The 25023-nt window shown below is 45.7% G+C and carries 20 protein-coding genes; 7 read left to right on the plus strand and 13 right to left on the minus strand.

All coding sequences use genetic code 11. From position 1 onward, the window contains the following. The 5 genes from BV390_RS27095 to BV390_RS27115 form a co-directional block, all read right to left on the minus strand. Positions 1 to 559 (minus strand): IS5 family transposase (locus BV390_RS27095; protein WP_168185432.1); only part of this gene is annotated, 559 nt, incomplete at its 3' end. 223 nt (positions 560 to 782) lie between these two features. Beyond that, positions 783 to 1739, minus strand: coding sequence for a DsbA family protein (locus BV390_RS27100; RefSeq protein WP_085397553.1), 957 nt, complete (start codon positions 1737 to 1739; stop codon positions 783 to 785). Positions 1740 to 1798: 59 nt separating this feature from the next. Further along, on the minus strand, positions 1799 to 2140 hold the full coding sequence (locus BV390_RS27105) for a hypothetical protein (protein WP_085397554.1): 342 nt from the start codon (positions 2138 to 2140) through the stop codon (positions 1799 to 1801). 13 nt (positions 2141 to 2153) lie between these two features. Continuing rightward, complete coding sequence (locus BV390_RS27110; protein ID WP_004181928.1) at positions 2154 to 2465, minus strand: hypothetical protein; 312 nt, start codon at positions 2463 to 2465, stop codon at positions 2154 to 2156. Positions 2466 to 2481: 16 nt separating this feature from the next. After that, positions 2482 to 3210: a thioredoxin fold domain-containing protein gene (locus BV390_RS27115; protein WP_085397555.1), complete on the minus strand. Its 729-nt coding sequence runs from the start codon at positions 3208 to 3210 to the stop codon at positions 2482 to 2484. Between the two features lie 133 nt (positions 3211 to 3343). On the opposite strand from BV390_RS27115, the gene BV390_RS27120 reads away from it, so the two are divergent. Further along, complete coding sequence (locus tag BV390_RS27120; RefSeq protein WP_004026303.1) at positions 3344 to 3958, plus strand: lytic transglycosylase domain-containing protein; 615 nt, start codon at positions 3344 to 3346, stop codon at positions 3956 to 3958. Between the two features lie 267 nt (positions 3959 to 4225). On the opposite strand, the gene BV390_RS27125 is transcribed toward BV390_RS27120, so the two are convergent. Together BV390_RS27125 and BV390_RS27130 are read right to left on the minus strand one after the other, a co-directional pair. Next, positions 4226 to 7567 (minus strand): DEAD/DEAH box helicase, encoded by a 3342-nt coding sequence (locus BV390_RS27125; protein ID WP_085397556.1) that lies wholly within the window; start codon positions 7565 to 7567, stop codon positions 4226 to 4228. A 125-nt stretch (positions 7568 to 7692) separates the two neighbouring features. Then, a complete protein-coding gene (locus tag BV390_RS27130) occupies positions 7693 to 7986 on the minus strand; it encodes a hypothetical protein (protein WP_065366047.1) in 294 nt (97 codons plus the stop codon). A gap of 611 nt (positions 7987 to 8597) precedes the next feature. On the opposite strand from BV390_RS27130, the gene BV390_RS27135 reads away from it, so the two are divergent. Both BV390_RS27135 and BV390_RS27140 read left to right on the plus strand, forming a co-directional pair. Continuing rightward, positions 8598 to 8861 (plus strand): hypothetical protein, encoded by a 264-nt coding sequence (locus BV390_RS27135; RefSeq protein ID WP_074427173.1) that lies wholly within the window; start codon positions 8598 to 8600, stop codon positions 8859 to 8861. Positions 8862 to 8951: 90 nt separating this feature from the next. Continuing rightward, positions 8952 to 9257 (plus strand): hypothetical protein, encoded by a 306-nt coding sequence (locus BV390_RS27140; RefSeq protein WP_004181922.1) that lies wholly within the window; start codon positions 8952 to 8954, stop codon positions 9255 to 9257. A 50-nt stretch (positions 9258 to 9307) separates the two neighbouring features. Here BV390_RS27140 and BV390_RS27145 read toward each other — a convergent pair whose 3' ends face one another. The 6 genes from BV390_RS27145 to BV390_RS31340 all read right to left on the minus strand — a co-directional run bounded on the left by BV390_RS27145 (position 9308) and on the right by BV390_RS31340 (position 18111). After that, on the minus strand, positions 9308 to 13276 hold the full coding sequence (locus BV390_RS27145) for a conjugal transfer protein TraG N-terminal domain-containing protein (protein WP_049130547.1): 3969 nt from the start codon (positions 13274 to 13276) through the stop codon (positions 9308 to 9310). A 1-nt stretch (position 13277) separates the two neighbouring features. Next, complete coding sequence (locus tag BV390_RS27150) at positions 13278 to 14687, minus strand: conjugal transfer protein TraH (protein WP_184886866.1); 1410 nt, start codon at positions 14685 to 14687, stop codon at positions 13278 to 13280. Continuing rightward, positions 14677 to 15714, minus strand: coding sequence for a conjugal transfer protein TraF (gene traF / locus BV390_RS27155; RefSeq protein WP_004026314.1), 1038 nt, complete (start codon positions 15712 to 15714; stop codon positions 14677 to 14679). The genes BV390_RS27150 and traF overlap by 11 nt, the downstream gene beginning before the upstream one ends. Before the next feature lie 365 nt (positions 15715 to 16079). Continuing rightward, positions 16080 to 16622, minus strand: coding sequence for a hypothetical protein (locus tag BV390_RS27160; RefSeq protein WP_004026315.1), 543 nt, complete (start codon positions 16620 to 16622; stop codon positions 16080 to 16082). Positions 16623 to 16638: 16 nt separating this feature from the next. Continuing rightward, entirely contained in the window at positions 16639 to 17163 is a 525-nt protein-coding gene (locus BV390_RS27165) for a hypothetical protein (RefSeq protein WP_004181918.1), read from the minus strand. 192 nt (positions 17164 to 17355) lie between these two features. After that, positions 17356 to 18111 (minus strand): hypothetical protein, encoded by a 756-nt coding sequence (locus BV390_RS31340; protein WP_004181917.1) that lies wholly within the window; start codon positions 18109 to 18111, stop codon positions 17356 to 17358. Positions 18112 to 18705: 594 nt separating this feature from the next. On the opposite strand from BV390_RS31340, the gene mobI reads away from it, so the two are divergent. The 4 genes from mobI to traD are packed head-to-tail and all read left to right on the plus strand — an operon-like array spanning position 18706 to position 25021. Beyond that, positions 18706 to 19170: a conjugative transfer protein MobI(A/C) gene (gene mobI / locus BV390_RS27180; protein ID WP_004181916.1), complete on the plus strand. Its 465-nt coding sequence runs from the start codon at positions 18706 to 18708 to the stop codon at positions 19168 to 19170. After that, entirely contained in the window at positions 19170 to 19958 is a 789-nt protein-coding gene (locus BV390_RS27185; protein WP_004181915.1) for a hypothetical protein, read from the plus strand. The genes mobI and BV390_RS27185 overlap by 1 nt, the downstream gene beginning before the upstream one ends. 13 nt (positions 19959 to 19971) lie before the next feature. After that, positions 19972 to 22905 carry a MobH family relaxase gene (gene mobH, locus BV390_RS27190; protein WP_085397557.1) on the plus strand — a complete coding sequence of 978 codons (2934 nt, stop codon included), beginning with the start codon at positions 19972 to 19974 and terminating at the stop codon, positions 22903 to 22905. Continuing rightward, complete coding sequence (traD, locus tag BV390_RS27195) at positions 22895 to 25021, plus strand: conjugative transfer system coupling protein TraD (RefSeq protein ID WP_004181913.1); 2127 nt, start codon at positions 22895 to 22897, stop codon at positions 25019 to 25021. Before mobH ends, traD begins: the two co-directional genes overlap by 11 nt. Positions 25022 to 25023: the final 2 nt, after the last annotated feature.

Here is a 25023-nt window from a genome sequence, read left to right on the forward strand (position 1 = left end):
CCGTCACATTGTTCAGCGACAGGTCTGCACAGATGATTTCATGTGTGTTGCTGTCAACTGCCAGATGCAACTTTCGCCATATACGACGGCGTTCTTTGCCGTGTTTTTTGACTTTCCATTCGCCTTCACCAAAGACCTTCAGCCCGGTGGAATCAATCACCAGATGCGCGATTTCACCCCGGGTGAACGTTTTGAAACTGACATTAACCGACTTTGCGCGCTTGCTGACACTGGTGTAATCCGGGCAGCGCAACGGAACGTTCATCAGGGCAAAAATGGAATCAATAAAACCCTGTGCAGCCCGCAGGGTCAACCTGAACACGCGTTTAATGACCAGAACGGTGGTGATGGCGAGATCAGAATAGCGCTGAGGTCTTCCCCGTGATGAAGGCGTTGCCGACTCATACCAGGCCTGAATAGCTTCATCATCCAGCCAGAAAGTTATGGAGCCACGGTTGATGAGGGCTTTATTGTAGGTGGGCCAGTTGGTGATTTTGAACTTTTGCTTTGCCACGGAACGGTCTGCGTTGTCGGGAAGATGCGTGATCTGATCCTTCAACTCAGCAAAAGTTCGATTTATTCAACAAAGCCATCCGCAATATGAAAAGCCTTAAATACCTCATCATACTTATGCTGTAGCCTTTTCTTTGACTTAAGACTTTTAAATAGCGTATAAGATAAGATAACAATCATCATTATCATGATGTATAAAACAAAGTTATTTTCAAACATAGTAATCACCTTAAATTATATAATGTTTCCTATATAGGAGACAAAGACGTTTAGTTGCCTTTTGCTTTATCAATTGCCTGTTGCAAACGATAAAAATCAGGCGCGCCGGGCATGATTGTGGTGGTTTTATTTTGCGGGTTCTTGATGTTCATAACAATAAATACTGGCGTGCCGCTATAATTGAGCTTATCCGCCAGCATCATATTTGCATCAACAATATTTTGTAGTTGATCACGAATTTCGACAGTAAGCAAGAAGTTGCCTTGCTGATCCAGTATTTCTTTATATCCCAAACCTTTGACTAACTCAGCCAGATTAGCAGGTGTATAATCCATTCTGGCCTTCATTGCCCTGCCCGCTTCACTCATAAGTTTATTGTGGAACTCGTAGTATTTTTCCTGCCCGTACTTATTAAAGATGTAGAGACCAATTTTTGCCCCCATCCCGGAGATAGGTGTGCGGTCAGCAAAAATGGTGAAGTCTTTAAAGAAGGTCCGAACATTTTTATTTTCTGCAATCGCCTTTTCAAGCACGGGACTGGACTGCTGACAGAAATGACACATGTAATCGAAAAATTCAATAACAGCTACATCTGCGTTATCTGGGCCGTAGTTTGGCGTGAATTTTGTTTCAAGCAATACGTCTTTTGTATTCACAACGTCTGAGGTTTTTTCTCCATCTCGGTTGGCTTCAAGACGCTTACCAGCTTCCACCAGGTTCTCTGGATGTTCGATCAAATATTGTGCCGCAGTTTTTCCAATAAGTTCCTTGTCCTGCTCAGTCAGGACTAAACCGGCTGGCTTATTTACCTGGTTCGCTGTTTGAGCTAATGCATTGATACTATTTGCCAGTTCGATTTGCTTTTTGTTGACAGACTCATTAGCCGAGTCATTTAAGTTCATAATATTACTGCCATTCCCCCAAATTATCGAACCAGCAACAAAACCACCTACCACCAGTGCGATATGAATCAGAGTCTGTTTTTTAGTATTTTGTTTATTTTCCATGTTTTACCCCTAAGTGATATTTTATTTAATATGCGTATCTGATGGCTCTGATTGCTAAATTACTTACTGGATTTTCGGCTACTGTTGTCAAGTTCATCTACTGCGTCCTGAATAACCTTCTGGATATCGACATTACCGGCCGTCATGACAACATTATTGACAGACCCCCTGATATCCTGAGCATCATCCAGAACACTGGATATACCGTCAGCAATCGGGCCATTCTTCAGTGAAGTGTAATGCTCGTTCACCCATGTCGATTGCATAAAGTTATTCCTGGTGATTGACGATAGAAACTCCGCATCCGGAACCGAAATATTTTCAAGGCTATCTTTTGTTTGTGTATAGGCAAAGATGCCTCCAATGATACCCACGTATACCACTGTTCTGATTAATCCCATGAGAGACTCCGTTTTATGCGCTGTAGATGACCACAGGACTTAATTCCCTGCTCATTTGCACGGGTGATGATTTATCAGGATGCCCGGCAGCTGGAGTGGTTGATTTCAGGTCAGTCTGGACCTTACGTCCGTGCGAGTACACATCATCAAATACACGGTTCATTGAGCTCTTCCGCGTTGAAACTTTGTCATCGAGAAGCATGATCGGCTTTTGCGAGCCGTCGACATCGACGAAAGTAACTTTGCACGCAACTGGCCCGCAAACGCTGGATTGGGCGGCAAATGAAACAACCACTACCGCTGCCACTGCTATTAATTTCTTCATTGTTGCTCCCGGAGAGTTATTTTTTCTGATTGGCCGTTTTCAGGCTGTTCAGCATCTGGTCAGGGTCACGTAACCCCGCAAATACCATCGGCTCACCTTTCAGGCTTAAACCGCTAGGCGTGCCTGAGAGTTTGAACATGTTCCCTGCATTAAATTGGCTCTGAATGGAGTCCATGCAGGCCTTTGTCGGTTGCTTTTCAGGTAAACCATCCCCTTTCATTGCTCTGGTTAAAGCTGCAGGTTTGTCATCTGCACACCAGACAGATGCCATGTTTCGGGCTATCATGGAGTTCATCCCGGCACGTGGGTATGCGATGAATTTAATTGTGATGCCTTTATCCAGATAGGATTGCAGGTCGCTATGTAGTTTCTGGCAAAAGCCACAGGTGATATCAGTAAAAACACCGATGACATATTTCTCATCTGGTGCTTTGTAGGTGATAGTATTGAGCTTCTCAATATAGGATCGCATCCCTTTACTGATAAACTCGTCCGTGGTGTTTTCCACTTCTGTCCCTTTCACTTTGAATAAATTTCCGGTGAAGATGTATTCACCGTCAGACGTGACGTAACTCGTCCCTTCTTTTGAAAAGACTGAGTAAATACCACTTACCGGAGATTTCTCTGCAGAGACGGGGTTGATACCAACGGCTTCAATTTTGTCCTTTAATTCTGCAGGTAAATCAACATCAGCATAGGCCGATGGAGTTAACAATATCAGAGCAACTGCAATGGGTTTAATCATGTCCTACCTCCTTAAATACTGTATCAAACAAAAAAAAATATTTTTCCGACCAGGAGGCATTTACCCCCGGTATAGGAAAAAAATTTTTTTGTTGTCGTGTAACCTGTAAAAGTTACTTTTGAGGAGCGGGTTAATGACTAGATTATTTTTTGGAGCGGTGCTGTTCGCCACTTTAACCGTCAATGCAAATGCAGCATTCAATCCCCCACCGGATCGACCTAAGCCCCAAAATGTACCCGAAACGGTTAAAAACGAATGTTTAACTGACGCCGCGCGTTTCTTCGGGATTGACCGTGACCTTGTCTTTACTCTTTTTGATAACGAAGGTGGAAAGATTGGCTCTTTCGTCCTTAACACCAATGGCACATGGGATATTGGCCCAATGCAGATTAACTCATCAAATCTGGCTGAGGTGAAATCCCACTTCCCCGCAATTACCTGGCGTGAGCTCGCTTATGACGCCTGTGCTTCTTTTTGGGTTGGGACATGGTGGCTGCACCGGAAAATTATTGACCGTAAAGGGAACGTGTTTGAAGGTATTGCTGACTACAACAGTAAAACGCCTCGCGTAAGAGCCAACTATATTTTCAAATTTATGGAACGTTATAACCGGCGTCTGCAGCGTAACGGCAAAATGATGCAGCTCAATGCATGGACCGGTCTTGATCGTGTAAAGCAGAATCCTCCCGAGGTAACAGGTAAGCTCGCTAACAACTCTCATCAGCAATCCTGGCAATCCTATAGATAAAAGTAACTTTTACTGCACCTTCGCTGGTTGCCCTGGTGAGGGTCCAACTTTTGGTGTCCAGTTCACAAGTCGGCGAGCGTTTATGAGTAACTTGCTAAACCAGAGGGAAGACCTCCCTGCCTCACCTGCATACGCTGATGGTCCGGCAGGGAATATCAGGAATAGATTAGAGGCAGATATCCGACTGATTATCATCCCTCAGGCATGTCATAGTCACCCGGTATTGCGGTCGATACCGCATTAGACAGCTGGCAGACCTGGCGCTTATCAGCGCCATTCAGTGGTTAAGTACTCTTCCATATATGACATCGCACGCGGGTTGCTGTTGCTCACCGGCACATCCAGCCTTCCCAGTGCCCGGGACAGCGTGGAAAAGTAAGGTTGCTTCTCCCATAATGCACGCTCGCCGATGACATAAATGCGTTGTTTCGCCCTGCTTACCGCGACGTTCAGAAGATTGGGTTTTTCCGCCGCCCAGGTTTTCGCCCCCTGACTTTTTATGTTGCCTCCCAGCACGAGGATAACCACAGTAGCTTCCTTGCCCTGTGTTTTATGTACGGTCCCCGTTCTGTCCATCCTGAATCCCAGCCTCTTTGCGATCCGGTTAAGCTGCTTAGCGCAGTCCTTGAATGGCGAGATCAGAAACACGTCGTCAGGTGTCAGTGAATACTGGTGACGCAACGCCAAAAGTAACTTTTCCACTGCCGCCCCTTCCTCCACTACCCAGTTTCCCTCGCATGTCCTCCCTTTCACATCCAGCCATCCGCTTTCAGGGAAATCCACCAGGCCCGGCTTTTTCCCGTGGACCATGAGCCCGTCATAGGCAATATGGTTACTGATACTGAACATTGGGTCATCACAGCGCCGGTGAACCCGTAACGGACAGCCCACCCAAATCTGTTCTGACTCCGGGTCGGGTAGATAGGTGCCAACGTCCATCGTCTGGTCTGCCAGTATCTGTGCTGAGACTTTTCCGGGCCACCAGCAGGACGGGATCTTATAATGTTTTCCCAGCGCCCCCTCTACAGTGGACGGAATACCGCTGACCGGCTCCAGTTGTTTTGGGTCACCTACCAGAACCGTGCGTTTTGCTCTCCAGATAGCCCCAATCGCATGCTGAGGTTGTGCCTGTCCGGCTTCATCAATCAGCAACCAGCCTATCGCTTCCTGACCTGTATCCCTGAACATCCGGGGCATGGACGCAAAGGTGCTTGATATAACCGGGACGACCAGAGATAAGGAGTCGAGAGCCAGACCCGCCTGTTTTTCGGTCAGTTTTCGCCCTTTTAACCAGTCCATTGCAAGCCCTATATTAGCGGCCATTTTTACAGGATTATTTTCAATAAACGCCCGGTGAACGTCTAATGCTGCGATAAACACATCTTCCCTCGCCTTTCTCCAGCGCTCATGAAGCCATGGTGCTGACAACTCCCTTCGTTCATCTGTTGCAGTCCGCTCCGGCCAGGAGGCTCCCAGATCGGATATAGCCTGCTTCAGCAAGGTATTATTCTGTTCCTGCTCTTTACAGACCGCCTGACCGTTGCTGATCACCTGAGTGAGCTCACGCTCAAGGCTCCTGAGTTCATTGTCTGCATTATGTTTTTCTGATTGCGCCAGCTGCAGTTCCTGCCGTTGCTGAGTCAACGTCGCCCGCAAAGAATCTGATTCGTCTGTCAGCCGTTGATAACGATCCCACCATGCCTTCGATATCCTCCCCAGCGAAAAGAGATTAGCCAGAAGGCCGGGTTTATTTTTTTCATGCTGGTGGATGCGCTGATCGAGTTCGTCCCGATCTCCACTGGACAGGGTCAGGGTCATTTCCATAGCGGCGAGTCTGTCAGAGAGCGTCTGTAGCGCGTTCCGGCATTCCTCAATCTGAAGCGTTGCGGTTTGCTTCCTTTCTTCCCACACTCTTCGTTGTTCTTCGAGCCACTCAATTTTATGCGTTAGCCCTGAACTGGTGACCAGTTGCTGACGCTCGGCTTCCTCCACCGCCTGTGCCTGTTCAAAACGTGTGACAGCCTCAGTCCAGGTCAGTGCAGGCTCTCTGACTTTCCGGGGCGGTCGCAGTAAATTCAGATGGTATTTCAGCCCCTCCCCACGTTCGGGTGAAAACTTCTCCGGAGGTGCTTCATCGCCTTTTTCACTTTTCTGCAGATTTCCCCACCACAGTGTGTTAACGAACTGCTCTCTGTTACTTTTATTGCCCAGTCTTGCCGCCAGAAGTCCCCAGGCAGGCCTGTTAAGTATTACGGTAGCCAGCCCGCCAAAGTAATCGCTGCGATCTGACACATCCTCCGGTACCGCTTCCATCCCGGGGAGCTCAAGTGAGATATTCTCCACGGCTCCGTTATTGGACGATGCAATCACGATGGCACTCCCCGCCAGGGACGGGTGAAGCGAATAATAGGGTATCAGCCTGTCATCGTATTTGAGGCTGTTTTTGGCTTTAAATGCAGAGTCTCCGAGTTTAACCAGTTTACTCGCCCGATCGGTGACGACTGCGGCCACCACATCACGCAGGAGTGTTGTCTTCCCCGTTCCCGGAGGACCATTTACAGCAAAAATACCCGGTTCAGTGTGATTTCTGGTCCAGATTTCATTGACGGCCAGCTGCTGGCTGAATGCCAGCGGGTACTTTGAAGGCCAGGAGCCAGCTGGTGGTTGTGTGGGCAACAGTTTCTCAAAAGCAAAATTCAGGCCTTCTTCAGTGCGTATATCGAGGCGCTGTTGGTTATCCCGGGTTATCGCCATGATAAAGTCTTTAAAACCGGCCCCACCCCCTCCTTGCCTCCACTCCGCGTCGAGCTTTCGCAGTTCCTGAATGAAAAAACTGTTAATGAGGTCATCGGGCACCGCTTCTTTCTTTTTATTGTCTTTCTTTGCACTGTCTTCCTGGATGACTTTCGCCTTCCTGGTCAGGGAACACTTAACCACACTGACGATCGTCGTATCCATGGCTTCTTCCGGGAAATACAGTTTTGCGATAACCAGTTTCTCAAGCGTCTTCAACCATCCTGTATCGGCCTTCTGTCCCTCCTCCTGTAATCGATAAGCCTCATTGTCCACCCACTGCATGAGATGAAGGGTCAGATTATCAAAATCGTAAAAACCGCTATCCACCAGCGGGAGGCTGTCGTTTGGTGCGGGCAGGTCGGACACATCGGAGCAAAGGGGAGCATGAAGAGCATAAACGCCGCGATCATGCCTGAGTATCTGAGCCGCCGACCATGCTGACAGGGATAACATGAACGTGGCTGGCTGGGGGATGCCTTCTTCACTGAAACCAATATCAAAAAGCCTGCATTTCCCTGATTTACGTTCTTCAGGTACCGCTTCATGGGCACCGATTTTATCCTCCAGCATTTTGGTAATCACACTCAGATGATAAACCCCCGCCTGAGCGGAGTAGCGCCACACTTTGCCAGGCGCAATATCCTTACGGGTATGTTCCGGATCATCCCAGGGAAGCATGGATCCTGCGCCTACTTTGTAAACCGGGTTGAGTTTGTCGCGGGCATTTTCCTTATCAATATCCTGAGGGGTTAAGGCTTCAATGGCTCTCCAGAAGAGGAACACATTTTCGGTTTTTATTGATGATTCATTCACGTAAACCTCACTGGTCTGTCTGTTCCTGACGTCGTGACTCCCGTTGACATCCTCCCCGCCCTAAAGGAAGGGGATTCCTGCAGCCAGACGGCAATGTCCTGCCGCAAGAATGTTCTTTGCGCCGTTCACGACGCGGTCTGCGAGGTAAAGTAGTCAGATGCAGGAGGATTAAGGTACGGTACGGACTGCCAGGCGCGGATCATGTTAACCATTTGCTCAGCGATCCCCATTGACGGTTTTAGCCGGTATGCCGTCCGGGTTACCATTCCTTTCTGACGTTCATCAGATTTCACATCCACCAGCCTGAAGCGCCACCACTCCTTGCCGCAGCTGATGATACAGATATCAAATTCGGCTTTAACCACCGGCAGATAAGTGTTTTGATTCAGTTCCAGCAAAAGCGAATATGCCTGTGGCATATACCGTCCATCGAATGATCCCGCCCAACGATATGTTGCGATGAAGGGCGGCGAGTCCAGAGATTTGAGAAATGTCATGTCAGATCCACCAGCAGCTTTACCAGTCTCTCATTATAAATATTCGAAAGCCTCCTCAAAGCCCCCATTTTCAAACATGCAACAAAGTGACTTTTCACCGCGTACAAAAAAGTGACTTATATCGGCATCGTACCCGGGTCTTGAACCATGTTTAGTGCGAGTTTTTGATAGGTTATTCTCCGCGTCCGGTATAGAAAGTCGTTCCCGTGTGCAAGTGCTCAAGCTGGATAGCCTGGAGTCGGTGTCTATCCACGAGTCCCAGAATTTATTGGGTAGAACCGCCGGGGTGCTGTGTCGATGGCCGAGGAAAAAAAGTAACTTTCCGGACCTGTGCAGCTCATAAACAACGACTGTTTTTCATATCGGCCAGCGGAAACATCTGTGTATCACACGGATACACTATGAACTATGCCCTGTAAAGCCCCCTTTTTGAGTTGAGGCTCCATTCGGGTGTGATGAAAATAGGGGGTTGGAGGTGGGGTTAAATAGTTTATAATGTAATCAATTGTGAAAGAATAGAGGGCGACCCAACGATGTACGAACTGTTTGGTTTTGAACTTGCCGACTTCAAAGAGCTCTTCTATGTCTTTTGCCTGGCAGTGCTTGTTTACCGCTACATCACTGTCGGGCGAAAATACCCGCTCTTTGGAACCCGAAACAAAACAAGCCACAAGCGTGATAAGTGCGGTATAGAAGAAACAAGTCAGTCCTCCAGTAATCCTTGTGAGTATAGTGAGTTTGATGTCACAGACCCTCGATCTCTCGAATACTGGTATTCTCAAAGAAGTAAATTTTGAGATAGTAAAAAAATCCCGCCTTATGGAGGGCTTGTGGGTGAGCTCCGATAGGCTAGAATGTGTTCAACAACTATAAATAAGAGGTACACAATGGCTAATTTTCTGTATTGGGATTACCTAGTATGGTTCTCTTATGCCGCTATGCCTGTTGTGATTTTTTTTATTATTTTGTTTAAGCATAAAGGAAAATCTGCAAATTCAAATCCGGAAGAACTGAAAAGTTCGAGTCTACGGTCAAAAAATCACATTAAAAATGAAAAATCAGAAGGACTTGACTCTACAACTATTTTCCAAAACGAGCGTATTATTGACGATTTTGACCCAACAGACCCTTTTTCACTAGCAAGTAGAATGAATCAGCATCTTCACGAATATCCCGAGTCAAAATTTGATTAAGATTGCAAATATAAAGGGGCCAGCATTACTGGCCCCTTTTACATTCATCACTAATTCTTTCTATGCTTATCTAAAAAATCTTTAGTCATTTTAGTCCCTTCATTTACACCGATGTTACTAGGTAAACTTGCTATAAACTTAGGATATTCTGCCGCTACATCGGGCCCATATCGCGAATCATTAGCTAATGCTTTTTGTACTGATTCGGTAAGCATCTGATTTTGATCAGACATCCTGGTAAATTTCTCATCATTTATACCAGTGTTAACAGAAGCACTATCAACAGCCTGACTTAACTGTATGTTATTACTGATATTACTGATAAGTGATCCCGGAGCTCTATTGTTAGATATACCCATTGCATTCGGCACGTTTCTTTGCGAACCAATGTCTGGAACCAGTGCATTCCCACCAGGGATAATACCCGCAACACGTTGTGCTAAATCTGAAGCTACTTCATGGCCAGGAATAGCGTCTCCTGTCTTTTGAAACGCAGCGGACGCCTTATCCATGGGATGTTCGCTTGCCCCGTTATTTTCACGCAACTCCTTACCAAGCGATGAGTCAGCAGATCCGGTAACTGGTCGGCCTGTTGTTCCAGTACCATTAACTTCAGCACTAATTACATCCTTAAGACCACCACTAAAGCCATTATTTTTTCCATCAGCGGCTTGTCGAACTATGCGTTCAACTCCAGCCTCTGAGAGATTACTTCCGGTTATTTGATTGTATTTTTCTCTATAGGCATTGCTCTCAGCTAAACTCTGCTCTCTTGCGGTTCCTATTTGATTATTGGCGTTGGCAGCATGCAGTGCAGCCTGGGCCAGAGCACTTTCAGCATCGCTGGTTCTGTCACCTGATGATCTAAAGGTATCAATGCTTTTAGGGGGTTCTTCTGACTGCAAACTTTGCATAGTCTGTTGTGTACTAGCTTTGTAATCGCTTGATTTAGGATCTCCCAGAACGAGAGACTGCGCTTTGCCTGTTGTGGCATCAGCAGCGTCTCCAGCTTGTTTCGCACTTTCGTATGTTTCTTTTGGAGAGCCTACCGGCATATTTTCTCTAATATAATTGAGCTTGTCTCTATCACCAGAGGAAAGAACACGCGATGCCCCCTTTCCAGCTTCATCTTCAACATACTGGCGCCCATTGTTACCTGAAAGTGTCTGAGCAGATATGCCACCAATTGATGTGCTAGGTTGAACTCTAGCGGCTTCCTGGTGTTGTCCTAGATTAGAAGATGTCAGACCTCGCTGACTATCCATGCCACCGGTAATAGCTCCGGCTGAAGAGACACCTGATGTATCGGGCGCAGTTTGTGCCTGCTCTTGGTAGTTGGCATACTGTCCACCACTTCCCAAAGCCACAAATTGATCTAATTTTTCTGCTGCTGGAGAAAGAATTTGTTCATTGGCTCCCATCATGCTGACTGCATTTTTGAACATCGCAGATGTCTGTTTAATATCAGCCAGATTTTTGGCGACGGTTTCCCCGGATTCCATTTGAGTTTTAGCTTGCGCCTGGTCAAGTAATACCTTTGCAAAGGCATCATTACCATTTTTATCAGAACCGAGCGTGTTACTCCTGTTCATCATATCGCGGGTTGACTTCCACTGACCAGCTATCGCATCTGCATTAAGACCTGAAGCTGACGCCCAAGCTCTTACTGAATCCTCGGTTGCCGGTGTTCTCATGGTATCTGAGATCATATTGCCATCAATATTCAGACTGTTACTCATAGCCAGTTGAGATGCTTGACCACCAGTTTTGCTGAATGCATTTGTTTCGGTATTACTAATAGACTGACTATATTGGTCCATTTTCTGAGCGGCTTTCTGATATGTGTCAGAGCTACTAAAACCATCTTGTGTTACATTTGAAGCATACTTAGAAAGGTCACTTGAAAACGCACTACCTGATTTAAACATATTCTCAATATTGTCAGTCATCCCTTTTTTAGCAGCATCTGACAATTTTGAATCGCTGCTTATTTGCCCAAGAAGCGCACCTTTCAAGGCAGCCATGATTTTTCCAGGCATAACACCTGCTACACCTGCTGATTTTCCTGTACCTAAACCAAGCTGCGCTGCAATATCCCCACCGGCCTGAAGGGTTGCTGCCATTGCCTTCCCTTTAATTGCATCACTTGACATTCCAACATTAGAACCGATCCCATTACTTATACCTGTTGCTATATCTTCCACAAGTTTTTGCCCGCCTTGCGTCGTTATGGAAGCGTTTTGAGAATGCTGCCCCTGAAAAGCTGACGACCATGCCTCACTTAGACCTTGACTCGTCATTCGGGTTGACTGACGCGTCGTGCCAATATCATTCCTACCTGCTGCAGAAACAGTATCCTGCAAGTTATTGCCAAGTGACAGAGAGGGCATAGAACTACGAACGGCCGCATTCAGAAGCCCGCCTGATGACATACCGGCACCGGTTGAAGTGGCTGCGGTGTGTGTCTGGTCACCAAAGGACTGTTTACCCGCATTACCCGCCGACCACACTTCTGGTGTGACATGGCCAGTATTGGCAGGAGCATCCGGCGTGACATTTTTCAACGCTCCCATCATCGGGTGGATGCTGGTGGTCAACAGGAACAGTGTCAGCATCGGCACCATGCAATACAGCGCTGAAGCTACTGACAGGTAGCTGCCGTACGTCTCCTGAATACTCCCCATATTCGCCCAGTTCATCGTGGTCTGTACACCCAGCGATGACCATGTGTCAAATTGTTGATTTAATACCATTTTCACGTATGCGTTGACCATAACCGCCGTTATCGGCCACATGTTAACGAAGACTATCAGTTGAAGGTATTTTGCAGCTGAAGTTATGCCTTCACCTCCCAGGAAGAGGATCGCAATCAGAGCAAAGGGCGCAACCATATAACTGAACATCTCGAGAAAACTAATTGCAGCGCCTGAGATGTTCAGCCAGAGTTGCCCCTGACTGACCATGGCATTGGTTCGCTTCATGCTCGCTTCGAAAAGCTGGTAGTCAGCCGCTATACCCAACGACTTGCGATACTGCAGCACACCTTTATCTATTTGGTTGAGGACAAAAGCCCCTGTGGTGATATCGTGAGCCTGACCAGCGCTTCCAAAAAGCGAAGACGCCACACCTTGCAGAAAGTCACTTTTTTGTCCGGTTTCTTCTTTAGCCGGTTCAATAAACTGATTCATCTGCCCTATATGTTTCATGATAGATACGCCCTGTGGCGAGGCGAACGAAGCTTTCACTGCCGCCCAGGCGTCCGTACAGGATGCATACTGCAGTCCGGTGGATGTCACCATGGGGACGCTTGCGGTCTTAAGGCTGTTCGCCGTCATTGAATCTAAGACGTTCATTACTGACGCAAGATCTGTGGCATAGATTTCATTCAACGCCACGCCTCTGAGTGGCGTATTGACCTCTGAGTCCTGGGTCGTTTTAATACAATCGCGTGCAATGGACTGGATGATTCTGCATACATCAAAGGTGACAGGTTTTTCGCTCCCGCTCATCGTATTCGGGAAAGCCTGACAGAATCCACTGGATTCCCCACCCCACTCCATATATTTGACCATTTTGGTCATTGGACCCAGCGTCAGGCTGTCATCGAGCGTGTCAGTGACCTGACCCACAGGCGTAAGCGGGTCAAACGCAGCTCGCCAGTCCGTAATGAGCCCGTGCAGTAAGCCGGTTGTCAGTTCACCGGTTGACGCGATAAATAACGGAACATCGTCTATGTTCCTGACCTCCCCCGTTTTAACCGATTCCAGAGTGACATCGGCTTTAATTACGGCAATGGAATAGAACAATAACCCCATTATCCAGGAGAAGATCGGGACATCGTTTTTTGTGGGTGCAAGGACCCACCGCAGGGATTTATAAAAAAGGCCAATTGCTGCTGCATATGCAGCAAATCTGAGCCATTCATTGGAACCATGAGAGGAAAAAATCAGCGCGATCCCGTTAAAAGCTGTATAAACAAAATCGATATCACCAATGGTATAAATAGTGTAATTACTCATATCAGCCACCATTCCCGCTATCGCTATAGGTCCGTTTTTTAACGTATGCCATATCCCAGTAAGCCAGGACCGTTTTTTCCTCAGTGTTCTGTATGGACTGAACCTCTGAAGCGCTGCGGATCTGGTTTCTGAAGGTTTGGTTTATTTTTTCTAGTTGGTCCTTAAACGATGCCATTGCCTCTGAAGGCAAAGTCATATTCGTCATTTTATTCTGCACACTACTCAGCAACTCTATTGTGAAGTTTTTGGCCGCGATCGTACTGATATCATTGATGTATTGAACCCCCTCAGCAGCTGACAAGGTCTGAAGAGTCGGAATGATGTTATTAACACCTAACATACTGATAAGTTTACGTTGGTCTTGCGTCAACTCAGTGTCATTCCTGACAGCCCGCTGAATTTCGAGTAATGTTTCAATAATGGTTTCAGAAAGACCTTTAAATTGTATAGAGTCCTGACGCATTTCAAGACACTGTGCTTTCCTGTTACTGCGTAAATCAGGTGTTGGGTTACAAACATTTAATTTAACGTTGCCGGACCCTGTCCCCTTTATGAAATCAGCGGCTTTCATCGTAGGTGGGATCGGTGTTATCGCTGAATTTTCTCCATTACTATCCCAGCTGACGATAAGTGTTCCTGTAAGCGACATAATTTGTTCGGCCAGTTTGTAACCTGTTAATTCAGTCACGCCCCCCACATTCATATTGCCGTTATCAATGCTCATGAATCCCTGGTAAACAATATTCCCTGCATATTTCTCTTTAAAGGCATCAGGATCTTTTGCATAGTTCTTTTTGTTGACTTCACTGGCAGGCTGACTCATGGTGCTACCAAAATCCGGGAATATACCTGATACCATGGAGTCAACAGCGCCGCCGCCGAGCCCTATTTTCTCAGTAAACTCCTGAGGTGTACCCAGCCCGTTTTGCAAAAACTCATAGGTTGCGTTACAGCTGTCTTTGGCAAATTTGTTCAGTGCTGCGAGCTTGTCCTGAATGTTGGCAATGATCGCTGCGCAATCGGCACAGATTGCCGATACTGCCGTGTTAAAAGCATATACCGCTGACCCCTGCGCAATACCGCGTCCAATCTGCACAAGCTGATCACCATTGATCATGCTGAAACTGCCGAGGAAAATATCGATGCCGTTACACCCGACGCTGGCTTTCGGGAAACTGACATTGACGAGGTTGGTATTCACCTGAGGCTGGCGGTATGAGAAACTCCCCCCAACAGCTCCGACACGTGATGCCGTTCTTACGGAAGCGGGATCTGTTGAAGCCACCATACCTTTAAATATGCCCTCCATGACGTTGGCAGCATGGACCTGCTGCATGGAGAACACACCAAAGAACATGGCCGATAAAAGTAACTTTTTCATGAAAGTTACTTTTGGAAAATCAGTAGCCACTTAAGCCCCCTTCATTTTCTGAAATACCGGTATTAACCCGATCGGTTGTTGGCATGTCGTACCCGCTAAGTTTTTCATCCATTATGTGCTGAAGCAGATAAGGATCCTGTTCATAGCGCTCTTTGTTCACGGTCAGAACATCTCTGTCGCCAATGGCATATTGTTTCTTAATATCGAGCGTGTTCTGGAATGTCGCTTCGTCGAGAAGGTTCATACCTCTGGCCGCAAGAATAATCGTATTTTTCAGTTCGTCAGCGGACACCAGACCGGTACTGACTCGTGTAGCCTGAGAACCATCATTGGACATGAGATAAATAGTGGGAACTTCTGTGATGGCGTATTGCTTGATCATCTCCATCGTTGCCCGTCCATAACGGGGAAATAAACCATTGTGAAGAGGTCGCCCGTCTATACTCACCGGCATAATGTCAATGTGATAATAGTTCTGCATGAAATTCAGTATTTGGCTTTGCTCGTGACAGTACGCACAGGTACTCTGGAAAAAGAAAAACAATCCACCTTTCTGAAAGATGGAGGTAAGTGCTTTTTGCTGATTTTCCTCAAGTCCTGCACGGTGTGCATTTAACGCGACAGTTTCGGTTGGCTGTCGTCGTTTTTCTGACATCATCGGGTTATTAAGGAAATAGTCCCGGGTCCGGTCAGAGAAACGGGTGGCTATATCCAGCATTAAACGTTGCGCAGTATAATAGCGGGACAGGTTTTCGTTGGTCGGGTTATCCATTGCCGCATAACGAAGATTCAGCAGGTTTTCTTTTAGCCAGCGTGAATCGAGCTTAAGCTCTTCTTTTTTGTCCTGAGACGGCGACCCCGTTAATGGCTGTTGTGGTTGTTCTTCTTCATCTTTTACCGGTTCTTTATCGTTATACCAGAAGAAACCTTTTTTCAGGGATTGTCCCGAAACAAAAGGTGTGTTCTCAACTTTCTGCGTATCCGCCAGGCTCATAGTGGAAAGCACCAGCAACGAACTAATGGCGGCTTTCAGGATAAAAGTTTTGGTGTTCTGCATATGCTACCCCTCGATGGTTAGCATTATCATCCCATAAAAAAAAATCCGTTTTCTTCTATAAGGAAGATGTTCTGTACGAAATCTGAAATTTTTCTTGAGGGATGTTGGGATTCAATGTCGCCGGATCATGAATCATCGGGAAAGCGAGAAATGAGTAACTCCAGGTAACGGGTTTACCTGTAACATGACTATTCAGTAAAACCACCACGGTTATACGCTGAATGTTTAAGCCTGTGAATTTACGGAATGTTAAAAAATAAACGGGAGAATAGATTCCTGACACACGAACACGTTGACCTTCAGTTGGTTAAAAAGGTCAACACCAGAAAGTAAAAGATAATGAGGAAGATATAACATGACCCCGTTCAGGGACGCCAGGTATTACCCGGCGATTTAAATCTGGACACGGTTTCTTCTGCCTGCATCAGGAGTGCCAGCTGATGCGAAAGATTACATTTTCTGGCAGTGAGTATTTTCTCAACTCTCGCCTTACGGTCAGGGTTTTTTATCATCCGGAGAAAACGGGATGGGCCCGAAAGATATTCGGCCAGACGAATGCTGACAGCATCTGGACTGGCTGAAAACATGGCGTCCAGCTCTTTATCAAACCTGATTTTTCCGGATGGACAGGTAGTCCTTTTTAACGGTGCAAGTTCCTGAACAAGTTGCAGGATATAAGCAGGAAAATGGTTTTTAAGGTCGCCAGTTTTTAACTCTGTATGAATGACAGGCAGGAATAAATAAGAGGCACAACGGACATGAAGGTCAGGAGAAATCGCACGCAGGCGATTATGGATGCTGTCGGAAAGATGAAAAAAACCCTGCTCATCTGACGGTGTCGTTATTCCCGTCGATGCAAACGCGATATGGCAGATGGTGCTTGCCGTGTGTAAAAGCTGATTTTCCATGTAATCTTAATTACTTTTATTCAAAGGGAATTACGGACTGAGAATAACGCATAATAGCAACTTTGCATTTTTTTGCGCTACATGTCGGGCAGGAATCATACCTGTCCGGCGCATGTATGAAGGGCTTTTTACATACCAGGCAATAGTCTTTATAGTCAGCTTCCGACATCCCGTTGAGAACTTCGACAATCCTGTTGACCTTGAGCGGGTAGTATTCCGGCGTATAGCCCGTGTTAATTAACAAATCAACAAGTGCATTAAAATCCATTTCTCTGGTTGATTCTGTAGGATTTTGAGGGTCATATCCAAAAATATGAATAGCATTGTTTACAACGACATTTGACAGCAACATGGCGGATTTTTCACCGAGCCATTTACCTACCCCTTTTCTTGTATTTATCCCTTTGGGGTACTCCAGGCTGTCGGCAACTTTACGACCATACAAATGTGTTATGGTATATTTATTGGCATCAAATTCTATTAACTTTATGGCACTTGCCAGACTATTTAGCTGGCTTACCTCGCTCTTTTTAAAGCCCATTATCCGCATTCTCCTTAACGTGTACCTGGTCCGGTTCTGTCGACCGGCAGGAAAAACCACTTCATGTTTTCAGAAAAGTTACTTTTCAGCGAAGCACGCTCGGATACTGTTATTCACTAACATGAATGAACCGTAATCAGGTTACCATATCAATGAGTGAAGCCAGTTAACTCATATAGCATCCAGAAACCGCTAAAATAACTTTAGCTTCTCATATGAATCTTTAAGAGCAAATTCTACCCGTAAGTTTTCCATATTTTCCCTTGGAATGAAACCTTCCAGAACATCAGCCATAATCTCGTAACCCCATGCATATACTTTGTGATCACGTCGTCCGGTATCATAGGTTATAAACCGGGGGAAAAGAACCACATTTGTCACCTCCACAAAGGCGGACATCTCTGTATCGAGGAGCATCTGAAAAGCGTCATTAGACAGGGCCAAATAAGCCCTGACATAAGCCGGTTTAAATCTGGCCAGATTCCATAGATTGACCAGGAAATTCATCTGTATAGAGACGATGTTTTTCCTGAATAACTCAAGGTCGACGGGCTTATAAACATACTGCTTCCCGCTCAATAATTCGCATGGCTCATTTGGTTTCATCTCGGTACTGTCAAAAGGTCTGCCGTACGTTTCAAACTTCAGTAACTGAGAGTCATCCAGAATTAATTTTATTAACTCACCCCATAAAACAGGCTTCCCGTTGACACGGGGAACTAGCAGGCTACCTGGTCTGGCTTCTGACAGGGCAATTCTATTTAGACGCGCATCAGTGGCGGGATGGAAAAAACGCTCCAGCAGGTTCTCCGGTATATAGCGGTAGTCCGACGCGAGATCACGAGGCAACACACTGAGTAGTTTTTTCTGACTACGTATCAACTGCAACTCCGAGCGGAGAAACGCCTTAATGACCGTGTCAGTCTGTACGTTGGGTTGTACGTCCATACGCTCTCCAGAGTACTTTTAAATCGCGCTACATACGGTTACTTAAGGGCTGTTATTATATCAAAGCCATCTTAGAGATACTACCCAAAAAAACAAGTACTAATATTATTAGATACTAAATTAAAAAAAATCACTGTCCTTTTACCTTGTACTGGTACTTATAACATTAGGCACTTTTTATAGAAACTGCACAGTTCCGCTCGGTTTCATTAGTACCTTTTCATCAAAAAAGTACTAATGAGGATAGATTTTCATTAGTACTTTTCCCTGTGAAAGGTACTAATGGCAGGACTGGAATCCTACACTTTCATTAGTACTTTTTTTGCAAATAGTTACTTATGTATAAGGGTACCTATTACTGGTTCGCAAAAAAGTTACTTTTTCCATCTCCAAGTTTGCGTGAAGTGGTTTTCCGGGGATGGATCGCACACCGTGCGGGCCACAGGCAGAGGTTGTTGGACGTGCTCACAAAAAAGTTACTTTTTTTAGCCGACGGCATGAGCACAAAAAATTTAAAAAAAAAATGCAAACGCCCTTGTTAGTTCAGAAAAATCTGTTTGGATTCCTGTAGTCTGTGTTGCTGGAGGAGTTGATATGAACCCGATAATTACGGCACATCAGGAAATCGTTATCGAGAACTCGGTTCGCTATATCGAGTTACTGAAATCGGAGGCTTCTAAAATTCTGGATGAATACTGGGAGGCCTGGAAGGCACGAAACCAACTGATATCCCAGACCACGTATGCAAACGGGGGAAGGTTTATACCTGGTCGTTTTGCTCCTGTGCTGAGAAAGGTTGGATCGTCGCAAAAACTGACAATTGTATGGAAAGATTTTTCGCCCAGGTTCAAAAACAAAATTGAACATCATGGCGTGGTTGTTAAACCTAAACTCGGAGGATACAGCGTTAGTTGTTTTAAAAATGCTCTGGACTGGGAACTGGAGATGATCCAGGAAACAGAAAACAAAATTAAACCAATCCGTGATCTCCTCGCGGAATTCCATCAACGAAAACTGGCCGACATCAAAAGACTGGAAAAACTGAAGAGGTTAATATAATGGCTGACAACGCATCCCCAAAAACTGAACCGCGCAATCAACGAAACGCCGGCAATAACCGACCGTTAGGGATGGTCATTTCAAAACTAAAGCCACTTTCAAGTGAGTTCTATACGCACTTTCATGAAAAAAACCGAGCCTGCCTGCGCCAGTTTAACGCCATCTCCAATGCCATTTATAATATTTTCCGCCTGGTAGAAGGTGACCAGGCGACTAGCACTAAAGTTCAGAAATGGCTCTCCGGTGTTTACGAAGAACTGTCTGGTAATGTAAATACCTTCAAAGAGCAGATTGACAAAAATGTCGCCCGACTGCCTCTGGATGATTCTTCATTCGAAGGGTTCGACTATGGTGAATTTGAAATTCGCTGGAACCACCCAATGACCTATAAATTGCTGGATATTATCCAGACCATCAACGTTCTGACTCGTCAGGCACATCAGCTGTGGTTATACGGTCAGATATCACAACAGGTTCATGACCGAATTATCCTGCAACTCCTGAGCTCACTGCGGGTTGCGATGGACAACATAACTAAAATACTGAACGCTGAAAACCGCGTGAATGGAAAATACGACGCATTGCCATTCATTCAGAACATTAAGCGGTTTAAATCGGTGGAACTTTATATTGCCAGTCTCGAAACTAAAGCCCCTGTTCAGTCCGGTCACAGTGACAGTTCTGCTGATGCTGGCAGTGAGCCGACATTAAAACCAGAAGCAGCAGCTGGCACCGGTAAACCATCTGACAAAACACAGCCTTCTGCTACTCCTGTTTCGGTACAATAACTCACAGGTTGATATGAGTATTATATCCAGGCTTTTTTTGAAAATTAGGGTCGCCCTCTTCGGAGGGCCTGACCACGATATTATTTTTGATACAGATGATGAGTACGATATCCCGCACACGCCTAACAAGGATGTGCAAAGCTATCTTGATTATCCAAGTAAGCCTGCGGGTATAACTCTCTTTTCAGAGCGCGAGATTCTATCTGTACATGCTAACCGGTTACAGGAAATTAATATGTATATCGGTTTGCCAAATTCAGACCTGAGTGAGGACGCCTATACTTTCACTAATCTGGTCATTAAGCCATTGATGGAATATACACGCTGGATACATCTTTTACCTGCGTCTGAAAACCATCACCATGCCGGTACAGGGGGCCTGTTAACGCACAGTTTAGAAACTGCTTTCCTCGCTTTAAAATTTGCGTACAGTACTGAATTACTCCCTATTGGTCTGCAGGATGAAGAACAGATCCGAAAACGTCGTTATCTTTATGCAGCCTTTATTTGTGGGCTTTTACATGACGCAGGGAAGATATTTGATGTCGACGTTATTTCGTCCACCCCGGGCGTTAAAAGCACCTGGCGTCCGCTCTCGTCCAGCCTGATGGACTGGGCAAAGTCCAACCGTATTTTTTCCTATGAAGTTATCTGGCGTAAAAGGCAGGCTAACGAGCATTCCGTGCGGGCACCTGTATTCCTGGAACGCTGCTTAAACGATACGTGCCTTAATTATTTGAGCGACGTGGTCAAAGAACGGTTGTACGATAAAATGCTGTCGGCTTTAGGTAATTATACAACCAGTGATGATTTTATTTCTCGTTGCATGAGAACGGCCGACTGGCATTCCACCGGCACCGATACCACCTACCGGTATGATAAACAATCCGGTATTCGGGCTTCTGATACTGCTGCACGAGCCATCGCGATTCTGAAAGACAACATCAGTACTCTTAATATTAATGGTTTCGACTCATCGTCAGTACGACATGACAGAAACTCACCGCCTCCGGTACATATTATGATTATCGGTGGCTCTGTTTACATCAACGAACATGCGGCTCTTGATTTCATACTGAATCAGTTTAAACATCTTGGGATTAACTTCCCGGATGGGGATATTGGCCGCAAAGCGTTAACCGACCTTCTGTTAAGCGGGGGCTATATAGAGCCTTACGGCGAACAACGGGTTGCACACTTTTTCCATCGTGGGGATTTTACGGAAACTGACATACAACGAATGTTTGATGAGGGTATCAAAGGTCTGAGCTGGTTCTCTCTGTTAAAAATCAAATGGGTTGGCTTTCTGTTTAAATACGATATTCTGCCCGAAAGTACGCCGGGTATTTTCAGTATTAATGAGACTAATGACTATGTTTTTGTCGACCGCAAAGGGAATGACACACTTTACGTACGCCCTCTTGTTAATGGAACAAAATCAATCCGTATTGGAGTAACTCAATCCACTGATAACGCTGCAGTCTCAACGGCTGATACACAACCTGCAGCGGAAAGTAACAGTACAGTTTCAGATACAGATAATACTGCTGATTCTGAAAATGATGAGACGACTTCCGGTGAGAATCAGCAGGTTCAGGAAAACACTAATAAAACAACCCTTAGAACAGATGCATCTGAACCTGAGACACAAGAACCTGATTCTAAAAAACCTGTTAAAACCCGCCGTAAAAAAGGTGAAGTGAGTCCTGATGAGTACATTTCCAGACTCCTGCATCAGTTCAAAAATAATGCCATTAATGCTAATGAACTGGCTTTAATCGATGGGGTCCTGTATGTATCAGAAACTCATATTCGCTCCATAGCGCCGCTTGAAGAGCCGCGCTTAATGGAGACCGGTCTTTTTGATCTTTCTTTACGGTCAGGAAGCCTCGATGAAGAATTCAGCATTCCGTGCAATGACGGGAAACGGTATGTTCAGTTAACTGACGAAGTATCTCTTGTCCAGTTACGTCATCAACCTGATATTAGAGAGGTTGAGATGCTGCCTTTGCTTTCTCCAGATTTATTTGGTGGGGTTAAGACTGATGATGAAGGGGTGTCTTTCACTTTTCCGCCGCCACTGGCTGAGGTGAAACCTGAGCCACTCCCTCCGGAACGTTATGAAGAGCAAACGCCTGAACAGACTCGAACTGAACATGAACCTACTGACATACCATCAGCGGAATTTTCCGATGATCAGGAAGATGATGTTGAACAATTCTGGGCGGATTACGCTTCATATTCGTACGGTGATGGCTGTATAAACCCGATAAATCAAACCATTGAGAGCACTGATGTTGATCTAGCACAGGTCAAAAAGTCACTTTCAGAGCATACACCGGATGTTAGTACCTCTGTTTACGGAAAATACCTGGCAGAGGAGGATGATTTCGACCAAACGGAAGAGGAAGCGCAAGAGGAAGATTCTGGTGAGGGGATCGGTGACATTAACAGCGACTTTGAAGCGCTGTTTTCCCGTCAGAGTCAAATTATCACTGATCCGGCTGTCGTCATTGCAGACAACATAGAACAGTTAAAATCCAGTACTCCACCCATTCAGGCGCATGCTGATGCCGGAAACATCGAAACGCTTCATTCTGATATTGATACGATTATTATTCAGTTAAACAAAATACGACTGAATAACTCGCCAATTCAGACCAGAGAGTTACGTCTTGCTATTGTTGTAACTGATATCAATTTTTGCATGAGGTTGAGAATCTCTGAAGACATTGCTTCATGGGGTTTTCGTCAGGAGGAGTTAACTGAACTGCGTGCTGCTTTCGCGCATTTTCCTGTCGCGAAATTAAAGGTGGGTATAGGCAGGCCTATCAGTCACTACATGGTTCGACTGAGTGACCTTCAACAAGGTGCGCTGCGTAATAACATTTTCTACGAAGAATTTATTTCGTTTTTTAACCATCAGGAAGTAAGCCATGAAACGTAGAAGCCGTAACAATCTCCATACGCAGGAAATGCTCTACCGCCCTGCCCTTGAATTTCGTTCAGCGCTAATACTCATACTTTTTTCTGCTTACGTGCTTATAGACTCATGGACCAGTAAGTACGGTATCAGTGAAATACCCTTCTATTGCTCTCTGGGGTTAATAGCGATGGCAGGATGGAGGGTATGGCACGGGGTACCGGTCTTCATAGCTCACTGGCGATTATTTCATCGCACGATGGATTTTTTATCACTCGAAGATTTTCGAATGATTAATAATGCACATTTTTTTGCTGATGACCGTAAATATCAGAAACTGGTCAGTTTGCAGGAGTCTGGTGGAGCACCATCGAAGAAAAGTGTTTACCAGCTCCTTCGTAAGAAAGAAAAGATTGTGATCCCCCAGCGTACAACGTTTCTGTGCAATGGTTTCAAATGGGGACCGGAGCACTCTGAACGTACCTACCAGGTGCACAACCTTTCCAGTGATATGCATGAGGTGCAGTTACCGTTTATATTGAATCCCGTTACCCGTCACTATCGAAAACTTGCCTTCGACCTGGGCGGGAATTATGCGATTTTCGGCGTTGATAAAAAAATCCCGATATTCGTCAATGAAGAAAATTTCTTTGGACATACTCTTATTACAGGAAACGTAGGTACCGGGAAAACGGTTCTCCAGCGCCTTCTTTCCAGTTCAATGCTACACCTTGGACACATCGTTCTCGTTGTTGACCCTAAAAACGACTATCAGTGGCAGGAAGGGTTAAAGGAAGAATGTGAAAGTCTTGGTAAGCCTTTTATGCATTTTCACGCAGGCAATCCTTCAACGTCTGTATCTTATGATGTCAGCGCTAACTATGTTAAGGATACAGACCTTTCCGCCCGTATTATGAGCATTATTTCAGGTACTGAAGGAGGTGAAGATCCGTTCGTGCGTATTGCAGAGGGGCTTGTCACAACGGCGATAGGTGCCCTGAAACTGGGTGGTACAAAACCGACTATCCAGAATATTTACTACGCCATACGCTCTAAACAGGATCTCATTGTTACCACTCGTAACGCTCTCAGGGGTTTTTATACTTACCATCTCGGGGCTGACTGGCATTTAACTGTTCAGGTATCTCCAAATCTTACTTTTGCAGACGAAATCGAAAAGCTGAAAGAATATTTCCACTGCAACTACTTTGAAGACAATTCTCCCAAAAACATGCATGGCATGGATACGGTTCTGGAATGTTTTAAATACATCTCCGGCGATGAGTCGCACTATTACAAAATCACTGCCAGCCTGATGCCTATGCTCAAGCGATTGTCCCAGACCCCTATGGATATATTGCTTTCGGCGAACGATGTCGAGAACCCTGACCGTAACATCGTTAACAGCCATGGACTCTTTAACAGCGGTGGCGTGCTTTACATTTCGCTGGACGGCCTGTCTGATCCGGCAACAGCACGGGACCTCTCCCAGCTGATTACTTCGGATATTGCCGCTGAGGCGGGTAGTCGCTATAACACAGCATCTGATTTGTCCACTGTGCCCAGGGTTTCCATATTCATTGATGAGGCTCATCAGGCAGTTAATATGCAACTGATTAACCTTCTCGCCCAGGGACGCGCGGCCAAGATCGCATTGTTCATCTCTACGCAGACCATTTCTGATTTTGTATCGGCCACTAGCGCCGATACTGCTGACCGTTTAACGGGCCTTTGCAACAACTACATTTCCACACGTGTTACTGACGCGAAGACTCAGGAGCTTGTTCTGACCAAAGTCGGCCAGACTAATGTCTCAATGAACCAGGTCACTTACACCACCAGTGCTGGTACAAAACAGTCACATACAGATTTCAATGGTTCCATTTCCGAGCGAAAGTCGACAACGATGGTAAATGCTATACCACAGGAATTACTGTCGATGATCCCAACCCTTCACTTCATCGCCTGCTTACAGGACGGGCGTAAAATTGTGGGCCAGATGCCTATAACCGTGCCGGGCAAATCAATGCGTAGGTCAACAACCGTCTTTGATATGGTAACGACTTCGCCCTACAAACTAAAAATGAGACGTAATCTCAATGTAGAAGAAATACTTAGCAAATCACAGAAGGTGGGCTAACT

This window comes from Klebsiella sp. YJ, assembly GCF_002108615.1.
GTDB classification, from domain to species: domain Bacteria; phylum Pseudomonadota; class Gammaproteobacteria; order Enterobacterales; family Enterobacteriaceae; genus Klebsiella; species Klebsiella planticola.

Bases quoted from the DNA above. Each gene is read 5' to 3' on its own strand.
- BV390_RS27100 (WP_085397553.1), bottom strand. From the start codon at position 1,739: ATGGAAAATAAACAAAATACTAAAAAACAGACTCTGATTCATATCGCA.
- BV390_RS27105 (WP_085397554.1), bottom strand. From the start codon at position 2,140: ATGGGATTAATCAGAACAGTGGTATACGTGGGTATCATTGGAGGCATC.
- BV390_RS27110 (WP_004181928.1), bottom strand. From the start codon at position 2,465: ATGAAGAAATTAATAGCAGTGGCAGCGGTAGTGGTTGTTTCATTTGCC.
- BV390_RS27115 (WP_085397555.1), bottom strand. From the start codon at position 3,210: ATGATTAAACCCATTGCAGTTGCTCTGATATTGTTAACTCCATCGGCC.
- BV390_RS27120 (WP_004026303.1), top strand. From the start codon at position 3,344: ATGACTAGATTATTTTTTGGAGCGGTGCTGTTCGCCACTTTAACCGTC.
- BV390_RS27130 (WP_065366047.1), bottom strand. From the start codon at position 7,986: ATGCCACAGGCATATTCGCTTTTGCTGGAACTGAATCAAAACACTTAT.
- BV390_RS27135 (WP_074427173.1), top strand. From the start codon at position 8,598: ATGTACGAACTGTTTGGTTTTGAACTTGCCGACTTCAAAGAGCTCTTC.
- BV390_RS27140 (WP_004181922.1), top strand. From the start codon at position 8,952: ATGGCTAATTTTCTGTATTGGGATTACCTAGTATGGTTCTCTTATGCC.
- BV390_RS27145 (WP_049130547.1), bottom strand. From the start codon at position 13,276: ATGAGTAATTACACTATTTATACCATTGGTGATATCGATTTTGTTTAT.
- traF (WP_004026314.1), bottom strand. From the start codon at position 15,714: ATGCAGAACACCAAAACTTTTATCCTGAAAGCCGCCATTAGTTCGTTG.
- BV390_RS27160 (WP_004026315.1), bottom strand. From the start codon at position 16,622: ATGGAAAATCAGCTTTTACACACGGCAAGCACCATCTGCCATATCGCG.
- BV390_RS27165 (WP_004181918.1), bottom strand. From the start codon at position 17,163: ATGGGCTTTAAAAAGAGCGAGGTAAGCCAGCTAAATAGTCTGGCAAGT.
- BV390_RS31340 (WP_004181917.1), bottom strand. From the start codon at position 18,111: ATGGACGTACAACCCAACGTACAGACTGACACGGTCATTAAGGCGTTT.
- mobI (WP_004181916.1), top strand. From the start codon at position 18,706: ATGAACCCGATAATTACGGCACATCAGGAAATCGTTATCGAGAACTCG.
- BV390_RS27185 (WP_004181915.1), top strand. From the start codon at position 19,170: ATGGCTGACAACGCATCCCCAAAAACTGAACCGCGCAATCAACGAAAC.
- mobH (WP_085397557.1), top strand. From the start codon at position 19,972: ATGAGTATTATATCCAGGCTTTTTTTGAAAATTAGGGTCGCCCTCTTC.
- traD (WP_004181913.1), top strand. From the start codon at position 22,895: ATGAAACGTAGAAGCCGTAACAATCTCCATACGCAGGAAATGCTCTAC.